The organism is Sinorhizobium fredii USDA 257, from assembly GCF_000265205.3.
GTDB classification, from domain to species: domain Bacteria; phylum Pseudomonadota; class Alphaproteobacteria; order Rhizobiales; family Rhizobiaceae; genus Sinorhizobium; species Sinorhizobium fredii_B.
Genome location: NC_018000.1, coordinates 5,182,358 through 5,200,000, shown reverse-complemented (window position 1 = coordinate 5,200,000; position 17,643 = coordinate 5,182,358). Strand labels below are relative to the sequence as shown.

Genomic DNA, 17,643 nt, shown 5'->3' with positions numbered 1-17,643 from the left:
CTGGTTCTCCGCGAAATCTATTTAGGTAGAGCGTCGACCGAATACCCCCGGGGGTAGAGCACTGGATGGGCTATGGGGACTCACCGTCTTACTGATCCTAACCAAACTCCGAATACCGGGGAGTACTAGTCGGCAGACACACGGCGGGTGCTAACGTCCGTCGTGAAAAGGGCAACAACCCTGACCTCCAGCTAAGGTCCCCAAGTCATGGCTAAGTGGGAAAGGATGTGAGGATCCCAAAACAACCAGGATGTTGGCTTAGAAGCAGCCATCATTTAAAGAAAGCGTAACAGCTCACTGGTCTAAATAAGGGTCTTTGCGCCGAAAATGTAACGGGGCTGAAGCCATGCACCGAAGCTGAGGCTTACGATCTTCTAGCGAAGACGTAGGGGTAGCGGAGCGTTCCGTAAGCCTGTGAAGGGATACCCGTGAGGGGTCCTGGAGGTATCGGAAGTGCGAATGTTGACATGAGTAACGATAAAGAGGGTGAGAGACCCTCTCGCCGAAAGACCAAGGGTTCCTGCTTAAAGTTAATCTGAGCAGGGTTAGCCGGCCCCTAAGACGAGGCGGACACGCGTAGTCGATGGGAACCACGTTAATATTCGTGGGCCTGGTGGTAGTGACGGATCGCACAAGTTGTTCGGACTTATTGGATTGTCCGGGCGGCGGCGCGGTTCCAGGAAATAGCTCCACCGTATAGACCGTACCCGAAACCGACACAGGTGGTCAGGTAGAGTATACCAAGGCGCTTGAGAGAACTATGTTGAAGGAACTCGGCAAATTGCACGCGTAACTTCGGAAGAAGCGTGACCCTTTTTGACGCAAGTCAGATGGGGTGGCACAGACCAGGGGGTAGCGACTGTTTATCAAAAACACAGGGCTCTGCGAAGTCGCAAGACGACGTATAGGGTCTGACGCCTGCCCGGTGCTGGAAGGTTAAGAGGAGGGGTGCAAGCTCTGAATCGAAGCCCCAGTAAACGGCGGCCGTAACTATAACGGTCCTAAGGTAGCGAAATTCCTTGTCGGGTAAGTTCCGACCTGCACGAATGGCGTAACGACTTCCCCGCTGTCTCCAACATAGACTCAGTGAAATTGAATTCCCCGTGAAGATGCGGGGTTCCTGCGGTCAGACGGAAAGACCCCGTGCACCTTTACTATAGCTTTACACTGGCATTCGTGTCGGCATGTGTAGGATAGGTGGTAGGCTTTGAAGCGGGGACGCCAGTTCTCGTGGAGCCATCCTTGAAATACCACCCTTATCGTCATGGATGTCTAACCGCGGTCCGTCATCCGGATCCGGGACAGTGTATGGTGGGTAGTTTGACTGGGGCGGTCGCCTCCGAAAGAGTAACGGAGGCGCGCGATGGTGGGCTCAGAGCGGTCGGAAATCGCTCGTCGAGTGCAATGGCATAAGCCCGCCTGACTGCGAGACTGACAAGTCGAGCAGAGACGAAAGTCGGTCATAGTGATCCGGTGGTCCCGCGTGGAAGGGCCATCGCTCAACGGATAAAAGGTACGCCGGGGATAACAGGCTGATGACCCCCAAGAGTCCATATCGACGGGGTTGTTTGGCACCTCGATGTCGGCTCATCGCATCCTGGGGCTGGAGCAGGTCCCAAGGGTTTGGCTGTTCGCCAATTAAAGCGGTACGTGAGCTGGGTTCAGAACGTCGTGAGACAGTTCGGTCCCTATCTGCCGTGGGTGTAGGAATATTGACAGGATCTGTCCCTAGTACGAGAGGACCGGGATGGACATATCTCTGGTGGACCTGTTGTCCTGCCAAGGGCATAGCAGGGTAGCTATATATGGAAGGGATAACCGCTGAAGGCATCTAAGCGGGAAACCCACCTGAAAACGAGTATTCCCTTGAGAACCGTGGAAGACGACCACGTTGATAGGCCGGGTGTGGAAGTGCGGCAACGCATGAAGCTTACCGGTACTAATCGTTCGATCGGCTTGATCGTTCCCATTGCTCATGCTCATCAAAAGATGAGCTGTTGACTGTCCTGACGCGCCAAAGCGCTCCGGACGGGCCGCGCCAGATGGCGCGACGGCCTTTGGCCTTGCGGAGCTGAAGCTCGGCAAGCGCCACAAGCACCGTCAAAGACGTGTTCAAAAAATGAAGTGAAAACTTCAGCCAGCTTCTCAAATCAGTTTGCTCCCTCCGGGGAGCAAAGCTTGCGCTTTGCCGACCTGGTGGTTCTGGCGGGGTGGCTGCACCCGTTCCCATTCCGAACACGGCCGTGAAACGCCCCAGCGCCGATGGTACTTCGTCTTAAGACGCGGGAGAGTAGGTCGCTGCCAGGTCTGCAAATCGCAAGCGTAAAACGCCGCTCCCCGTCGAGCCAACGAGACGGACAAGGCAGCGGCGCAAAAAGATCATCTTCTCTTCAGCCTTCGGCCCGGCCGAAACAATGGGCCGCTCAACGCGGCCTTTTTTGCTTCGGAAACCGCAAAAATAACGCCGGGTGCAGCAGCCCTCCGGACCGCAGGCCAAAGGCCGAGGACCGGCAAACACAAAAACAACCGGGCTAAAACAGCCGGTTCAGAAATAACGCGGGGTGGAGCAGCCCGGTAGCTCGTCAGGCTCATAACCTGAAGGCCGCAGGTTCAAATCCTGCCCCCGCAACCAATCGCAAATTCTGCCCAGAACGTCATCACACAGAGCTCCTCCGCAAACGCGCCGAGGAGCTTTTTTGTTTCTGCCGCGTCTCTGACCGAACCGGCGTCTTCGGTGTCAGGCAAGGGGCCGCCGCGACCACCGTCTGACCAAGATATATCGGCCTGAGCTCCGGCGGTGGAACGTTGAGCTTGCAGGTTTCGGCCAGCGGTGCGACCGGAACCACCGGCAAGTCCGGCACGTTGTCTCCGCAGTGAGGAGACCGCCAATGGCCAAGAAGAACCGCCTCCCGAAGAAAATCGCCGGTGTCAAGGTCCCGAAGCCTTTGCGAAAGTCAAAGATGCTGCGCGCGATGATGGGTAACAGTGGTGGGCGAGATGTGCTCGCCCACGCACTGACAGCCGGTGCAGCCGCTGCTGCGGCGATCTTGATCGGGCACCGAGAAGAAGTGACGGACTCCGCCAAGGCAGCGTCTCGTAAAGGCGTTAAGGCGGTCGGCACGGCGGGAGAGGCGCTGCAGGCGGCGTTTTCTGCGGCCATGGAAGTCGTTCGCGACTCGGATCCACCCCTCAAAAGCAAGCGGAGCGAAAACCACTTCCCTCGCCAGCGCGCGCCGTTGCGGTAAGAGCAGCGGCGCGCGAAGCTGACGACCCGGATGAGGGAAGCGGGCTCGAGACGATCGAGCGCTTCCTGATCCTAAAATATGGCGACAAATTCGCATCCCGGCTGATCGTGGCCGCGAGCGTACGCGCCGTTTCCGTCTTGATCCGCGAACATCCGATGATCGCGGCACGGCTCCTGGGCGTGGGATTGGCTAGAGCCGCGAAATTGGGAATCGACGACGCGTACGATCTCCTGCGACTCCGCGGGCGGGACCTCCGTTCAGTCGAGCATGAGCCGGGCGATACCCAGCCTTCCGTTCCGCTTGTCGGCTCCCGCTCCGGGAGTCTCAGCGGGAATGAGTGAGGGAGGGCCTAGCCTCCGTAAAGCCCAGCCGGTTCAATGCATGGCAGCGCGCTTGGGTGCCGACCTGCTCTTGCTGCTCTTCTTCTTCTTCGGGTTCGGGGAGGGGAAGACGGTATCTTTCACTACATCCATGGCGGCAGAGAAGCCGCTTTGAACAGCCTCGCTGGCTAGGCCAAACGCCTTGGCTCCCTTCTTGGTCGCGGTTCGCGCGGTCTCGCCGACATCGTCACGATGGTCGACCAGAACGGCGGCGGCGGCCCCCGCACCAGCGGTCAGAGCATTGGCGAGGACATCGCGTCCGATATCACTTGCCATCATGGATCTCAGCACCTTCGATTTGCGCAAGGGCCTCGGGACTTTCACGCCGGCAATTTTCTTCGGAATGCGGTTCTTCTTGGCCATGGTCATTCTCCCTATCATGAAGCCTGGAACGCCTACTTCCCCCCCGTGGTTCCTTAGCCGAGCCGGTGGTCCAGTCTTGGATTACCTAGCGCTTTCAGCCGGCTTGGACAGCGCTGGATCAAAAGACTCAGGTTCTCCGGGTGCATGCGGGGCGGAGCCGCTATGGCCCGGCACGCAGTCTCGCTGGATTTTGACCGAACGGATTGTTTGTGACAGCTTTATGAAGGACCATCCGATGCTTCCTTCCCGTTGCTGAGGGAAGGCCGCGCCGGGGGCATCATGCAGGAAGTGGATGTCAAGATCGAGTTGACCGAATCGGGTGCGTCGTCGCTCCTGAAGAAGGATTTCTTCGAGAGCACGCCCATCATTCTTCAGCAAAAATCTGTTTACTTCGATACAAGCGATCGGGACTTGGCTCAACGCGGCCTGTCGTTGCACATCCGGCAATGCGGAAATGAACGGGTCCAGACTGTCAAATCCGGCGACGGTTCGATTGAATTGTTCACGCGGGAGGAATGGCAGCGACCGGTTGCGGACGACAGTCCGATTCTTGACGATCCCGAGATAGGGCCCCTGCTTTCAGGGACTGGAGAAAATCTCGCGCCGATGTTTGAGGTTCATGTCAAGAGGCATCGTTGGAACGTGACGGAAGGCGATGCCACAATCGAAGTCGCTTTGGATATCGGAAAAGTTGTTGCAGCTGATCGCGAGGCACCGCTCTGCGAGCTAGAGCTGGAAAAAAAGTCGGGCTCGCCGGAGGCGCTGTTTGGTTTGGCCCGAAAAGTCAATCTGATCACCCCTGCGCATATCGGCGTGCTAACCAAAGCGGAGCGCGGCTATCGTCTGCTTGACCCCGCACCTGGTGCCGTAAAAGCGAGCGTCACCCCAATCACCCCCGACATGAATGCAGCCACGGCTTTCGCGCACCTGGCCGCAACGTGTCTCAAACAGTTTCGCCTCAACGAAATGGCCTTGTCTTGGTCGCGCAATGCCGACGCTTTGCATCAGGCGCGCGTGTCGCTGCGGCGGCTGCGCTCCCTTTTCTCAATCTGCAAGTCGCTGTTCGCCGACAGCCGCTTCGACCACATGCGCGACGAGTTGCGCTGGCTCACCTCGGAACTCGGCGATGCGCGCAACATTGACGTCATCATCAAGCGCGCGTCGGATGAAGGCTTTTCAAGCCGCCTTCAAGCGGCGCGCAAGGATGCCTATGGGGCGGTTGATGCCGCCTTTTCTTCCGTGCGCGCCCGCTCGTTGATGATCGACCTCGCCGAATGGATTTCCATCAAGAACTGGCGGAGCAACGAGACGGGCGAGGCGTTGCTCGTCCAGCCAGCAAGGAATTTCGCATCCAATGTACTGGACAAGCTCTGGAAGAAAGTGGCGAACGGAGGCAGCGATCTGATCGATCTCGATGACGAGACCCGTCATGAACTGCGCATTTCCGCAAAAAAACTGCGCTATGCAGCGGAGTTTTTCGGCCCCCTCTACAAGGGTAAGGCGAAAACCAAACGTCACAAAAGATTCATCATGGCGATGGAGGGACTCCAGGATCAACTCGGCAGCCTCAACGATATCGCAACCGCTCCCGATATGCTGGCGAAGCTCGAGCTTTCGGAAGCATCAGGTGCGGAGGAGCTTTTCAGTGCGGCCGACAAGGAGAAGCTTCTGGACGATGCCGCGGAAGCACATGATATCTTTGTCGACACGAGGCGCTTCTGGCGCTGATGCGGGCAATCCGTCGCGAGATCGAATTCGTACCAGTCTGGTGCGCCAAAGGCTTCGTCAAGACACGCCTTGAAGGTCGTCTTATGATCGAGACTCTGAAGAGGTTGGGAGTAGGTATCCGACTCGAGTCCACTGGATGGGTTCCGTAGCCTTCGCGCTACGAAAAAAGCCCCGCACGATGGCGGGGCAAGTCCACATCCAGTTGCCTTCTTTGGATGGGGGCGTAGCCCAGAGATGCAGCTACGCGGGAGACGCTATCTACGGTTTGATCAGAGAGGAAGGTCTGATTCCGCGATTCCGGTACGCCTCTTCAAAAATGATTGACAGGGTAAACGCTTCTCATTCCTTCCCAACAACACAATCGTCAGCGTCCTGATCACATCGCCGGCATCGACGCGTGCATCCCTGATAGGCTGAATGCTCCTTCATCTCTGGTACGCGCTGCTTGAGATCGCAGGCAGTTCAAGCCGTCTCCCGGTATGTCACAGAAATATCCGAAAGGTCGGTTGAACTGTGACGTGTTTTGGTCTATATAATGACCGATCGGTCGGTTAATGTAATTAGCCGGCCCAGTCGGGAGGGATCGTATGTCCGAAGCTTTCATCTGCGACGCGGTACGCACCCCGATCGGCCGTTATGGCGGTGCTTTGTCTTCCGTCAGAGCGGATGATCTGGCAGCCCTGCCGCTCGCAGGTTTGATGAAGCGCAACCCGGACGTCGACTGGTCGAAAGTCGACGATCTGATCTATGGCTGCGCCAACCAGGCGGGTGAGGACAACCGCAATGTCGGTCGCATGGCGGTCCTGCTTTCCGGCATGCCGGATTCCGTGCCGGCGACGACGGTAAACCGGCTCTGCGGATCGGGCATGGACGCCGTCGGCATGGCGGCGCGCGCGATCCGCGCGGGCGATTGCGATATGGTAATCGCCGGCGGCGTCGAAAGCATGAGCCGTGCGCCCTTCGTGATCCCCAAGCCCGAGAGCGCCTATTCGCGTTCGAATGCGATCTACGACACCACCATCGGCTGGCGCTTCGTGAACCCGAAGCTGAAGGCGGCCTTCGGTGTTGATTCCATGCCGGAGACGGCCGACAATGTCGCAGAAGATTTCGGCGTCAGTCGCGCCGATCAGGATGCATTCGCGGGTCGCAGCCAGGCGCGCTGGGCCGCTGCACAGGAAGCGGGCATCTTTGCCGACGAGCTTGTCCCGGTCCTCGTGCCGCAAAAGAAGGGCGAGCCGATCCTCGTCGACCGCGACGAGCACCCCCGTCCAGGCACGACGGTCGACCAACTCGCCAGGCTCAAGGGGGTGAACGCTCCCGAGCGCACGGTGACGGCGGGCAATGCATCGGGTGTCAACGACGGCGCGGCGGCGCTGTTGATCGCCGGTGAAGCGGCGATCAGGGCTCACGCCCTGGGGCCCAAGGCGCGCATCGTCGCGATGGCGGCGGCAGGCGTCGAGTCGCGGATCATGGGCATCGGTCCGGCGCCCGCGGCGCGCAAGGTGCTCGAACGGGCCGGATTGACGATCGGCCAGATGGACGTGATCGAACTCAATGAGGCGTTTGCCTCGCAGGTCGTTGCGGTGCTGCGCGACCTTGGCCTGCCGGATGACGCGTCGCATGTGAACCCGAACGGCGGCGCGATCGCGATCGGTCACCCGCTCGGCATGAGCGGCGCGCGGCTGGTGACGACGGTCGCCTATCAGCTTCAGCGCCAGGGCGGCCGTTATGCGCTGTGCATGATGTGCATCGGCGTCGGCCAGGGCATCGCCCTCATTCTCGAGCGCGTCTGACGGAGGAGAAAGACCCATGTATGCGCAAATGGTGAAAACCGACGCGGCCCGCGTCAAATCGCTCGATGAGATGGCGCCCGAGGAGCGCGCCTTCCAGGAACGCATCGATGCCGGGCAGAAGATCGAGCCGAAGGAGTGGATGCCGGAGGGCTACCGCAAGACATTGGTGCGGCAGATCAGCCAGCACGCCCATTCGGAGATTGTCGGCCAGCTCCCGGAAGGTAACTGGATTACCCGCGCCCCGACCCTGGAACGCAAGGCGATCCTGCTCGCCAAGGTCCAGGACGAGGCCGGTCATGGCCTCTATCTCTATTGCGCCGCCGAGACGCTCGGGATCAGCCGCGACGAGATGTATGAACAGTTGCACAGCGGCAAGGCGAAATATTCCTCGATCTTCAATTACCCGACGCTCTCCTGGGCGGATATCGGCGCCATCGGCTGGCTCGTCGACGGCGCCGCAATCATGAACCAGGTGCCGCTGCAGCGCTGTTCCTACGGGCCCTATGCGCGCGCCATGGTCCGGATCTGCAAGGAGGAAAGCTTTCATCAGCGCCAGGGCTTCGACATCCTCGCAAAGATGGTGAGGGGCACGCCGGCGCAGAAGGCGATGGTGCAGGATGCGCTGAACCGCTGGTGGTGGCCGTCGCTGATGATGTTCGGCCCTTCTGACGATGCCTCCGTTCACTCGGCACAATCGATGGCCTGGAAGATCAAGCAGAACTCGAATGACGAGCTCAGGCAGAAGTTCGTCGACCAGACCGTGCCGCAGGCGGACTATCTCGGTCTGACCGTCCCCGACCCGGAACTCAAGTGGAACGAGGAAAAGGGCGGCTACGATTTCGGCGAGCCGGATTGGAAGGAATTCTTCGAGGTGATCGCCGGCAATGGCCCTTGCAATGCCGAGCGGCTCGGGGCGCGCACGAAGGCTTGGCAGGACGGCGCCTGGTTCCGCGAGGGGCTGGTCGCCCATGCCGAAAAGGCCGCCGCCCGCCGTACCCAAAAGGTTGCCGCAGAATAGACCAAGGCGTCAAACAGGAGGAATATGCCCATGTCGAGCGAATGGCCCCTCTGGGAAGTCTTCATTCGAGGCCAGCACGGCCTGAACCACCGCCATGTCGGCAGCCTGCATGCGCCGGACGCGGAAATGGCGATCAACAATGCCCGAGACGTCTACACCCGCCGCAACGAGGGGGTCAGCATCTGGGTCGTGCGATCGGTTGACATCACCGCCAGCGCGCCTTCCGACAAAGGCCCGCTGTTCGATCCGTCGAATTCCAAGGTCTACCGCCATCCGACGTTCTTCGACGTACCGGAAGAAGTGGGGCACATGTGATGGCTCATGCGACATTGACGGAATCGGCGGTCGACCCGGCCGATCTTTGTGAATTCCTGCTCAGGATGGGTGACAATGCCCTGATCCTCGGCCATCGCCTGTCGGAATGGTGCGGCCATGCGCCGGCACTCGAAGAAGACATCGCGCTTGCCAACACCTCGCTCGACCTCATCGGACAGACGCAGCTCTGGCTCGGACTTGCGGGAGAGATCGAGGGCAGGGGCCGCAGCGCGGACGATCTTGCCTATCTCCGCGACGCACGCGATTTTCGTAACCTCCTGCTTACCGAACGGCCGAACGGTGATTACGGCAAGACGCTGATGCGCCAATTCCTCTTCGACGCGTGGCACTATCTCTATCTGAAAGGTCTTCGCGCCTCCTCCGACCGACGCATCGCCGAGATCGCCGAGAAGGCGTCGAAGGAGGCCGCCTACCATATCGAGCGCAGCCACGATCTGGTTATCCGTCTTGGCGACGGAACGGCGGAAAGTCACACCCGCATGCAGGAGGCGGTCGACGATCTCTGGGCCTATACCGGCGAGATGTTCGTCAACGAAGCCTCGGACGCGACGCTCGCGACCGCCGACGTTGCACCCGAACCGCAAAGCCTCAAGGCAGAGTGGGACGCGCTGGTCGCCGAAACGCTCTCGGAGGCGACGTTGAAGAAGCCGGCCGACGGCTATATGCACAAGGGCGGCAAGCGCGGTCTTCATACGGAGCATCTCGGCTATATCCTCGCCGAGCTGCAGTTCCTGCAGCGCGCCTATCCGGGCGCGAACTGGTAGGAGGCTCACGTGACGACGGCGACACAGCCTTCGATCAGGGATGTCTGGCACTGGCTCTCGCAAGTGCCAGACCCGGAGATCCCGGTGATCTCGGTCACCGATCTCGGCATCGTCCGCGACGTCGCCTGGGACGGCAACACGCTGGTAGTGACGGTGACGCCGACCTATTCGGGCTGTCCCGCCACAACGGTCATCAACCTCGATATCGAACAGGCGCTGAACGAGAAGGGGATCGCAAGGGTTCGGCTCGAACGTCGGCTCTCGCCCGCCTGGACCACCGACTGGATCAGCACCGAGGCTCGCGAGAAGCTCAAGGCCTACGGCATCGCGCCGCCAATCGACGGTACCGCCGCCGATGGCAGGCTGCTCAAGCGGGTCGAACGCCTCTCCGGTCACTCGAACCTGACAGTTGCCTGCCCCCGTTGCGGCTCGACCCAGACCGAGAAGGTCAGCCAGTTCGGCTCGACGCCTTGCAAGGCGAGCTACCGCTGCGCCGACTGTCTCGAACCCTTCGATTATTTCAAGTGCATCTGACGCGATGCGAGGAGTGAGGCCCGCTTAAATGGCACGTTTCCACCCCCTTCAGGTTACCGAGGTCCGGCGCGAAACCCGCGATGCCGTGGTCGTCACGCTTCAGCCAGACGAGGAAGACCGGGCCGCGTTCGATTTCACGCAGGGGCAATATCTGACCTTCCGCCGCCTGTTCGACGGCGAGGAACTGCGCCGTTCCTATTCGATCTGCGCCGGAAAGGACGAAGGCGTGCTGAAGGTCGGCATCAAGCGCGTCGACGGCGGCTGCTTCTCCACCTGGGCGAACGAGGAGTTGAGCCCCGGCGACACGCTGGAGGCGATGCCGCCGATGGGGGCCTTCTTCACGACGATCGAGCCGGAGGTGGCGAAACACTATCTCGGCTTTGCCGGAGGCAGCGGCATCACGCCGATCCTCTCGATCATCAAGACGACGCTGTTGCGTGAACCGCGCTCGCAGTTCACGCTGGTCTATGCCAACCGTCACGTCAGCTCGATCATGTTCCGCGAGGAGCTCGAAGACCTTAAGAACCTCTATCTCGGGCGATTTGCGGCACTGCATGTCCTCGAAAGCGAAGCCCAGGATATCGATCTCTTCACCGGACGGGTCGACGCGGAGAAATGCGAAGCCCTGTTCCGCAGTTGGATCGATCTGAAGTCGGTCGACACCGCCTTCATCTGCGGGCCGGAACCGATGATGCTGGCGATCGCCGCGGCGCTTCGCGCGCATGGCCTTGGCGACGCTCAGATCAAGTTCGAATTGTTCGCCTCCTCGCAGCCCGGCCGGGCGCGGCGCAAGGTCACAAGCGCAGACAGTGCCGACAGGCATGCAAGCTGCGAGGCGACCGTCACCCTCGATGGCACGACGCGTAACTTCAGCTTTCCGAAGCAGGGGCAGAGCTTGCTCGAAGCCGCAATCGAAAACCGGATGGATGCGCCCTATGCCTGCAAGGCGGGCGTCTGTTCCACCTGCCGCGCCAAGGTGATCGAAGGCGAGGTGGAGATGGAGACCAACCATGCGCTGGAGGACTACGAGGTAGAGCAGGGATATGTGCTTACCTGCCAGTGCTATCCGCTGAGCGACCGTATCGTCGTCAGCTACGACCAGTGACCACGCGACCTCGAAGGGAGGGGCCAATGTCCAATTCGACGTCCGATTCGATGTTCGAGACGATGCCGATCGAGGACTATCTCGCCCAGGGCGGCGCGCTGACCTCGCCGGACAATGCACCGCCGCGCTATCGCGGCGAGCTGTTGCGGCTGATGGCGAGCTTCGTCGATAGCGAGCTCGCCGGGTCGGCGGGCTTCGCCGATGTCATCAACGATGCTCCGGGGATCAAGGAGCGCATCGCGGCGGCGCGCATCGTGTTGGAGAAGGCCGATCACGCCGGAAAGGTGCTCGAGATCATGGGCAGCTTCGGGGCCGATACGGCCCGTTATGCCGTCCACCATCCTTGGTCGGAGCGGCTTCCCCGCGATGCCGATATCGGTGCGGAGCGCCGGGGCGGCGATATGCGGCTATCGGTGCTGCACTACCCGTTGGAAGGCTGGGTCGACGCCGTCGTCATGAACGTGCTCATGGGCAAGGCCGTCGTCATCCAGCTTGGCGAACTGGCGCGCGTCTCCTACCAGCCGCTCGCCGAAGCGTTCCGGGCGATCCTGCCGCGCGAGACACGCCACGCCGAGCTCGGGGTCGAAGGGCTAATGCGCATCGCCGCTTCGGAGGAGGGACGGCGGGCGGCGCGGGAAGCGGTTGCCTACTGGCGGCCGCGCGTGGCGGCGAGCTTCGGCCTCGCTGGCTCGGCGCGCTATGAGATGCTCGCCCGTCTCGGTCTCCGCCACGCGCCCAACGAGTCTCTGCTCGCGGCGTGGCAGGCGGCCGTGGATCCGCAGCTTGCCGCCCTGAATCTGAACTGACGGAAGGAACACGCGATGAACGTAATGGCAGACCGCCCCCGCCGGCTCGAAAGCTATGTCGGCGGCGTCTGGATGAGGGGCGCGAAGGAAGGCATGGCCCTGCTCGATGCTGCGACCGGCGCCCCGGTGGCGCTGATCGATTCCACCGGAATCGACTTTGCCGGCGCACTCGCCTATGGGCGCGAAAAGGCCGGCCCGGCGCTCCGCCGTATGTCCTTCCATGAACGGGCGGCGATGCTGAAGGCGCTCGCGCAGGCGCTGATGGAGCGCAAAGACGAGTTCTATGCGCTTTCGTCCGTCACCGGCGCCACCCGCACCGATAGCTGGATCGACATCGAAGGCGGCATCGGCACGCTGTTCTCCTATGCCTCGAAGGGCAGGCGCGAACTGCCGAATACCCGTGTTCTCGTCGACGGGGAGGTCGAGGCTCTGTCGCGCGACGGGACATTTTCGGCCCAGCACATCCTGACGCCGCTCGAAGGCGTGGCGATCCACATCAACGCCTTCAACTTTCCCTGCTGGGGGATGCTCGAGAAGCTGGCGCCGACGCTGCTTGCCGGCATGCCGGCGATCGTCAAGCCGGCGAGCCAGACCGCCTATCTCACTGAACTCGTGGTGCGGCGAATGGTGGAGACGGGGCTTTTGCCGGAAGGGGCCGTGCAGCTCGTCTGTGGCTCCGTCGGGGACCTTCTCGACCATGTCGAGGGCCAGGACGCCGTCACATTCACCGGCTCGGCCGTGACCGGACGCAAGCTGAAGACGCATCCTGCAATCGTCGAAAACTCCGTCCGCTTCACCATGGAGGCCGACAGCCTCAACGCGGCCGTACTCGGCCTCGACGCAGGGCCCGGAACGGAGGAATTCGATCTCTTCGTCAAGGAGGTCGCGCGCGAAATGACGGCGAAGGCCGGGCAGAAATGCACCGCCATCCGCAGGGTGATTGCGCCACGCGGCCATTGCGACGCGCTCATCGCGGCCCTCGACGAGCGGCTTGGCAAGATCGCCCTCGGCAACCCGGCCGACGAGAGCGTGCGGATGGGGCCGCTCGCAAGCCTCGGGCAGCGCGAGGAGGTCCGGGCGCGCATTCGCGATCTTGCTGCCGATGCGGAGATCGTCGTCGGCGATCCCTCGAGGCCGCTCGTTGTATCAGGCGACGCGGAGGCGGGTGGCTTTCTCAATCCCGTCCTGCTCTATTGCGACAGGCCGGGCGCAGCGCGGGCGGTTCACGATGTCGAGGCCTTCGGTCCGGTCAGCACTGTCATGCCCTATGACACGGCGGAAGAAGCCGTGGCGCTTGTGAAGCGCGGCAAGGGCAGCCTCGTCACCTCCGTTTTCACCAATGACTCACGCATCGCACAGGAACTGGTGCTCGGCATCGCGCCATTCCACGGTCGCGTAATGATCGGCCACCGTTCCAGCGCGAAGTCCTCGACCGGACACGGTTCGCCATTGCCCGGTCTCGTCCATGGCGGGCCGGGCCGGGCGGGCGGCGGCGAAGAGCTTGGGGGGATGCGTGGCGTCAAGCACTACATGCAGCGCACGGCCGTCCAGGGTACGCCGGCGCTGCTTTCGGCGGTCACCGGCCGCTGGGTCGAGGGTGCCGAGGTGCGCATCGACGGCGAGCATCCGTTCCGCAAGTCGCTTGCCGAGCTTCGGATCGGCGACCAGCTGGTGACGGCAACCCGCACCGTCACGCTTGCGGATATCGAGCATTTCGCCAGTTTTACCGGCGACACCTTCTACGCGCATATGGACGAGGACGCCGCGCGCGCCAATCCGTTCTTCGACGGACGTGTCGCACATGGCTATCTGATCGTCTCCTTTGCTGCGGGTCTTTTCGTCGATCCTGCCCCGGGACCGGTATTGGCGAACTACGGCGTCGACAACCTGCGCTTCCTGACGCCGGTCTATCCCGGCGACACGCTGCAGGTCCGGCTCACCTGCAAGGAAATCAATCCGCGGGTGAATGCCGAGCATGGCGAAGTGCGCTGGGACTGCCGCGTCACGAATCAGACGGGCGCGACCGTCGCTGAGTATGACGTGCTGACGATGGTCGCGAAGTCGAGAGACTGACGAAGCGCGGCAGCGACGCGGGGAGGTGAAGGCGGGGCGACCGCCTGAAAGCTGGTGTCTGAACGAAAGGTCAGCGCACCGCCTTGATGCCCTCGAGAACCAGTGTGGTGGCGAGGTCGGCATAGTCGTCGCGACTGATGGGACCGTCGGGCCGGAACCACATATAGACCCAGTTCATCATCCCGAAGAGCGACATGGTGACCGGCATCAACAGCGGACGGTCTTTGTTGAGGTCGGGATTAATGTCGTTGAGCACGCTTGAGAATCGCTTGACGATGCGTCGCTCGATGGCGTGGATTTCTGCCATCTGCTCCGGCGAAAGCGCACTCGTACCGTTCAATTGAACCTTGTGATGGTCGTCGGCATCGCGGTAGTTTTCGAGCACCTGGCGCACGAGGAGCCGCAACCGCTTTTCCGGGGCGAGGTCAGGCCGATCGGCGACTTCGATTGCGGCGTCGAGTTCGCTGAGGTGGGTGCGGATGATGTCGAAGATCAGCGCATCCTTGCTCGGATAGTAGTGATAAAGCAGTGCCTTGGAGACGTTGCTGTGCGCAGCGATCTGCGCCATCGAGGCCTTTTCCATGCCCATCTCGGCGAAGACCGCGGCCGCGCTCGCCAGAATGCCACGCTGTTTTTCCTCAAAGTCGACTGCGCGTGTTCGTGCCATGTTGATCCTGCTCTAGCTCTGTACCTGCTCAATTCCCACGAATAAGGGAGGACCGTAAAGTCCTCCCGCAAAGATCTCCCACGACTGTCGGCCTTTCATTCCTTCGGTCGATTGTCGACGACCCGCTTGGCCTTTCCTTCCGAGCGGGCAACACCGCCCGGGTCGTGTACCTCGATCCTCGTGCTGACCCCGACGACGCTCTTGATATGATGGGCGAGTTCCCTTGCCGATCCGTCGCGGGCCGTTTCGTCCGCGGCTTCCAATGTGCATTCGACATGGACCGTCATGTTGTCCATGCGTCCGGAGCGGGTGAGCTCGATTTGGAAATGCGGCGCCAGGCCACTGCACTTGAGGATCTGCTCCTCGATCTGGGTCGGGAAGACGTTGACGCCGCGCAGGATGATCATGTCGTCGCAGCGGCCGGTGATCTTCTCGATGCGGCGCATCGAACGCGCCGTTCCGGGTAGCAGCCGCGTCAGGTCGCGGGTTCGATAGCGGATCATCGGCAGGCCTTCCTTGGTCAGCGTCGTGAACACCAACTCGCCTACTTCGCCATCGGGCAGTACCTCGCCGGTCGCCGGATCGATGATCTCGGGGTAGAAATGGTCCTCCCAGATATGCAGCCCGTCCTTCGTTTCCACGCATTCATTGGCGACGCCCGGGCCCATGACTTCCGAGAGGCCGTAGATGTCGACGGCATGCATGTCGAAGGCCTGCTCGATCTCCTCGCGCATGGCGTTGGTCCAGGGCTCGGCGCCGAAGATGCCGACAGCGAGCGAGCTCTCGCGCGGGTCTCTCCCCTGGCGGCGGAACTCGTCGAGGATCGAGAGCATGTAGGAGGGGGTCACCATGATGATGCGCGGCTTGAAGTCGGCCATCAGCGTCACCTGCCGCTCGGTCATGCCGCCGGAGATCGGCACGACGGTGCAGCCTAGCCTTTCGGCGCCGTAATGGGCGCCGAGACCGCCGGTAAAGAGCCCGTAGCCATAGGCGACGTGGACGATGTCGCCCGGCCTGCCGCCGGAGGCACGAATGGAGCGCGCCACGACGCTTGCCCAGTTGTCGATGTCCTTTAGCGTGTAGCCGACGACGGTCGGCTTGCCTGTGGTGCCCGACGAGGCGTGGATGCGGCAGAGCTTCTCGCGCGGAACGGCGAACATGCCGAACGGATAGGTCTCGCGCAGATCCTGCTTGGTGGTGAAGGGAAACTTCGAAAGATCCGCGAACGTCTTCAGGTCTGACGGATGTACGCCGGCCGCATCGAAGCGGGCGCGGTAAAAGGGCGAATTCTCATAAGCATGGGCGAGTGACCATTTCATTCGTTCGAGCTGGAGCGAGGCGATCTCATCGCGCGAGGCGGTTTCGATCGGCTCGAGGTCGCCGGGGCGGGGTGAAAGGTCTTCCATGAATGTCTCCTCCCTAAATCCTCCCGCATGACATCCGCAACCGTCACCGATCCGTCAGATGTGATGCAGCATTTTCAAAGCGTTGCGGCAGCCGTCACGCCTATGATTCACCGTCCGGCTGCGGCAGGTGCGTGCCCTTGACGGTGCGCGAATGGCCACGGAACTCGGCGACGTGTTCGCCGCGCTGGTTGGTGATGCGGATATCGTAGATGCCGCCTCTACCGCGCCGCGAGATTTCGCTGGCCATCGCCGTCAATCGGTCGCCCTCGAAGGCTGGAGCGATGTAGGTCACCGAGCAGTGCTGGGCGACGGCGCGCTGGTTGTAGCTGTTGCAGGCGAAGGCGAAGGCGGAATCTGCGAGCGTAAAGATGTAGCCGCCGTGGCAGGTGCCGTGGCCGTTGGTCATCTCCGGGGTGATCGCCATCGAGATTGTTGCCGTACCCGGTGCGATCTGATCGAGCGTCATGCCGAGCCGCTGGGAGGCCTGATCGTCGTCCCACATGACGCGAGCGCAGGCATTGGCCAGTTCATCGGCGTTCAGTCTTGCCGCGTGCATCATCGGCCCTTGAACTCCGGTTTGCGCTTCTCGAGGAAGGCCGCCACACCCTCGGCATAGTCGGCGCTCCTGCCGGCTTCGCGCTGCAGGTCGCGTTCGAGCACGAGCTGTTCGTCGAAGGAATTGGTGGCTGCCGCCTGGATCGCACGTTTCGTCATGCCGAGCCCCTTGGTCGGCCCGGCCGCAAGCCGCGCGGCGAGGGCGGACGCCTCTTCCATCAGCGCTGCGTCTTCGACGGCGCGCCAGATCAAGCCCCAGTTTGCGGCCGTCTCCGCGTCGAGCGGCTCGGCCGTCAGCGCCAGCGCCTTGGCGCGGGCCTCGCCGAGGAGCCGCGGCAGGCTCCAGGTGCCGCCGGAATCGGGGATCAGGCCGATCTTCGCGAAGGCCTGGATGAAACGGGCGGAGCGGGCGGCAAGCGTGATGTCGCATGCAAAGGCGATGTTGGCACCGGCGCCGGCGGCAACCCCGTTGACGGCACAGACGACCGGCTTATCGAGGCTGCGGATCAGCCGCAGAAGCGGGTTGTAGAAGGTCTCGATCGTCTGGCCGAGGTCTGGCGTACCGCCCTTGCGCGGGTCGCGGTCGCCGAGGTCCTGGCCGGCGCAGAAACCGCGCCCGGCGCCCGTCAAGAGAACGGCGCGCACGTTGTCGTCCGAATGGGCGCGTTCGAAGCCGGCGCGCAGCGACAGATGCATTTCCTCGTTGAAGGCGTTCAGCTTGTCGGGGCGGTTGAGCGTCAGGCGCAGCACGCCGCCCTCAAGCGCCGATAGAACGGTGTCGGATTCGAACATGGTTCCTCCCTCGCGCCAGCTCGATTTGGTGGCTAAAAAAACACTTGCATAAACCGACCGGTCAGTCAATGATAAACG

At 61.8% G+C, this 17,643-nt stretch carries 15 protein-coding genes, 1 tRNA gene and 2 rRNA genes (1 of these 18 running past the window's edge); 13 read left to right on the top strand and 5 right to left on the bottom strand.

Annotation, left to right across the window (positions count from 1 at the left end):
• From USDA257_RS24420 to USDA257_RS24405, 4 genes are all read left to right on the top strand, one after another.
• A 23S ribosomal RNA gene (locus USDA257_RS24420) occupies positions 1-1,964 on the top strand; it begins 990 nt to the left of the window's first position.
• A gap of 228 nt (positions 1,965-2,192) precedes the next feature.
• Positions 2,193-2,307: ribosomal RNA gene (rrf, locus tag USDA257_RS24415) — 5S ribosomal RNA — on the top strand.
• 248 nt (positions 2,308-2,555) lie between these two features.
• Positions 2,556-2,632: transfer RNA gene (locus USDA257_RS24410), tRNA-Met, on the top strand.
• A 256-nt stretch (positions 2,633-2,888) separates the two neighbouring features.
• Positions 2,889-3,245, top strand: coding sequence for a hypothetical protein (locus tag USDA257_RS24405; RefSeq protein WP_014765665.1), 357 nt, complete (start codon positions 2,889-2,891; stop codon positions 3,243-3,245).
• A gap of 374 nt (positions 3,246-3,619) precedes the next feature.
• Here USDA257_RS24405 and USDA257_RS24395 read toward each other — a convergent pair whose 3' ends face one another.
• On the bottom strand, positions 3,620-3,988 hold the full coding sequence (locus USDA257_RS24395; RefSeq protein ID WP_041414620.1) for a hypothetical protein: 369 nt from the start codon (positions 3,986-3,988) through the stop codon (positions 3,620-3,622).
• 279 nt (positions 3,989-4,267) lie between these two features.
• On the opposite strand from USDA257_RS24395, the gene USDA257_RS24390 reads away from it, so the two are divergent.
• The 9 genes from USDA257_RS24390 (at position 4,268) to paaZ (ending at position 14,145) form a co-directional block, all read left to right on the top strand.
• Positions 4,268-5,716: a CYTH and CHAD domain-containing protein gene (locus USDA257_RS24390; RefSeq protein ID WP_014765664.1), complete on the top strand. Its 1,449-nt coding sequence runs from the start codon at positions 4,268-4,270 to the stop codon at positions 5,714-5,716.
• A 587-nt stretch (positions 5,717-6,303) separates the two neighbouring features.
• A complete protein-coding gene (pcaF, locus tag USDA257_RS24385) occupies positions 6,304-7,509 on the top strand; it encodes a 3-oxoadipyl-CoA thiolase (protein WP_014765663.1) in 1,206 nt (401 codons plus the stop codon).
• Between the two features lie 16 nt (positions 7,510-7,525).
• Positions 7,526-8,527, top strand: coding sequence for a 1,2-phenylacetyl-CoA epoxidase subunit PaaA (gene paaA, locus USDA257_RS24380; protein WP_014765662.1), 1,002 nt, complete (start codon positions 7,526-7,528; stop codon positions 8,525-8,527).
• Between the two features lie 30 nt (positions 8,528-8,557).
• Positions 8,558-8,842, top strand: coding sequence for a 1,2-phenylacetyl-CoA epoxidase subunit PaaB (gene paaB / locus USDA257_RS24375; protein WP_014765661.1), 285 nt, complete (start codon positions 8,558-8,560; stop codon positions 8,840-8,842).
• On the top strand, positions 8,842-9,627 hold the full coding sequence (gene paaC, locus USDA257_RS24370) for a 1,2-phenylacetyl-CoA epoxidase subunit PaaC (protein ID WP_014765660.1): 786 nt from the start codon (positions 8,842-8,844) through the stop codon (positions 9,625-9,627). The genes paaB and paaC overlap by 1 nt, the downstream gene beginning before the upstream one ends.
• Positions 9,628-9,636: 9 nt before the next feature.
• A complete protein-coding gene (gene paaD / locus USDA257_RS24365) occupies positions 9,637-10,161 on the top strand; it encodes a 1,2-phenylacetyl-CoA epoxidase subunit PaaD (protein WP_014765659.1) in 525 nt (174 codons plus the stop codon).
• 28 nt (positions 10,162-10,189) lie between these two features.
• A complete protein-coding gene (gene paaE, locus USDA257_RS24360; protein ID WP_014765658.1) occupies positions 10,190-11,266 on the top strand; it encodes a 1,2-phenylacetyl-CoA epoxidase subunit PaaE in 1,077 nt (358 codons plus the stop codon).
• Between the two features lie 50 nt (positions 11,267-11,316).
• Entirely contained in the window at positions 11,317-12,072 is a 756-nt protein-coding gene (locus USDA257_RS24355) for a Phenylacetic acid catabolic protein (RefSeq protein WP_041415590.1), read from the top strand.
• A gap of 15 nt (positions 12,073-12,087) precedes the next feature.
• Entirely contained in the window at positions 12,088-14,145 is a 2,058-nt protein-coding gene (gene paaZ / locus USDA257_RS24350) for a phenylacetic acid degradation bifunctional protein PaaZ (protein WP_014765656.1), read from the top strand.
• Positions 14,146-14,215: 70 nt separating this feature from the next.
• Here the strand turns inward: paaZ and USDA257_RS24345 are convergent, their stop codons facing one another.
• The 4 genes from USDA257_RS24345 to paaG all read right to left on the bottom strand — a co-directional run bounded on the left by USDA257_RS24345 (position 14,216) and on the right by paaG (position 17,565).
• Entirely contained in the window at positions 14,216-14,812 is a 597-nt protein-coding gene (locus USDA257_RS24345) for a TetR/AcrR family transcriptional regulator (RefSeq protein WP_014765655.1), read from the bottom strand.
• Between the two features lie 95 nt (positions 14,813-14,907).
• Positions 14,908-16,218 (bottom strand): phenylacetate--CoA ligase PaaK, encoded by a 1,311-nt coding sequence (gene paaK / locus USDA257_RS24340; RefSeq protein WP_014765654.1) that lies wholly within the window; start codon positions 16,216-16,218, stop codon positions 14,908-14,910.
• Between the two features lie 100 nt (positions 16,219-16,318).
• A complete protein-coding gene (paaI, locus tag USDA257_RS24335) occupies positions 16,319-16,777 on the bottom strand; it encodes a hydroxyphenylacetyl-CoA thioesterase PaaI (protein WP_014765653.1) in 459 nt (152 codons plus the stop codon).
• The gene (gene paaG / locus USDA257_RS24330; RefSeq protein ID WP_014765652.1) at positions 16,774-17,565 is read right to left on the bottom strand and encodes a 2-(1,2-epoxy-1,2-dihydrophenyl)acetyl-CoA isomerase PaaG; all 792 of its coding nucleotides are present in this window, start codon (positions 17,563-17,565) and stop codon (positions 16,774-16,776) included. The genes paaI and paaG overlap by 4 nt, the downstream gene beginning before the upstream one ends.
• Positions 17,566-17,643: the final 78 nt, after the last annotated feature.

Bases quoted from the DNA above. Each gene is read 5' to 3' on its own strand.
- USDA257_RS24405 (WP_014765665.1), top strand. From the start codon at position 2,889: ATGGCCAAGAAGAACCGCCTCCCGAAGAAAATCGCCGGTGTCAAGGTC.
- USDA257_RS24395 (WP_041414620.1), bottom strand. From the start codon at position 3,988: ATGGCCAAGAAGAACCGCATTCCGAAGAAAATTGCCGGCGTGAAAGTC.
- USDA257_RS24390 (WP_014765664.1), top strand. From the start codon at position 4,268: ATGCAGGAAGTGGATGTCAAGATCGAGTTGACCGAATCGGGTGCGTCG.
- pcaF (WP_014765663.1), top strand. From the start codon at position 6,304: ATGTCCGAAGCTTTCATCTGCGACGCGGTACGCACCCCGATCGGCCGT.
- paaA (WP_014765662.1), top strand. From the start codon at position 7,526: ATGTATGCGCAAATGGTGAAAACCGACGCGGCCCGCGTCAAATCGCTC.
- paaB (WP_014765661.1), top strand. From the start codon at position 8,558: ATGTCGAGCGAATGGCCCCTCTGGGAAGTCTTCATTCGAGGCCAGCAC.
- paaC (WP_014765660.1), top strand. From the start codon at position 8,842: ATGGCTCATGCGACATTGACGGAATCGGCGGTCGACCCGGCCGATCTT.
- paaE (WP_014765658.1), top strand. From the start codon at position 10,190: ATGGCACGTTTCCACCCCCTTCAGGTTACCGAGGTCCGGCGCGAAACC.
- USDA257_RS24355 (WP_041415590.1), top strand. From the start codon at position 11,317: ATGTTCGAGACGATGCCGATCGAGGACTATCTCGCCCAGGGCGGCGCG.
- paaZ (WP_014765656.1), top strand. From the start codon at position 12,088: ATGAACGTAATGGCAGACCGCCCCCGCCGGCTCGAAAGCTATGTCGGC.
- USDA257_RS24345 (WP_014765655.1), bottom strand. From the start codon at position 14,812: ATGGCACGAACACGCGCAGTCGACTTTGAGGAAAAACAGCGTGGCATT.
- paaK (WP_014765654.1), bottom strand. From the start codon at position 16,218: ATGGAAGACCTTTCACCCCGCCCCGGCGACCTCGAGCCGATCGAAACC.
- paaI (WP_014765653.1), bottom strand. From the start codon at position 16,777: ATGATGCACGCGGCAAGACTGAACGCCGATGAACTGGCCAATGCCTGC.
- paaG (WP_014765652.1), bottom strand. From the start codon at position 17,565: ATGTTCGAATCCGACACCGTTCTATCGGCGCTTGAGGGCGGCGTGCTG.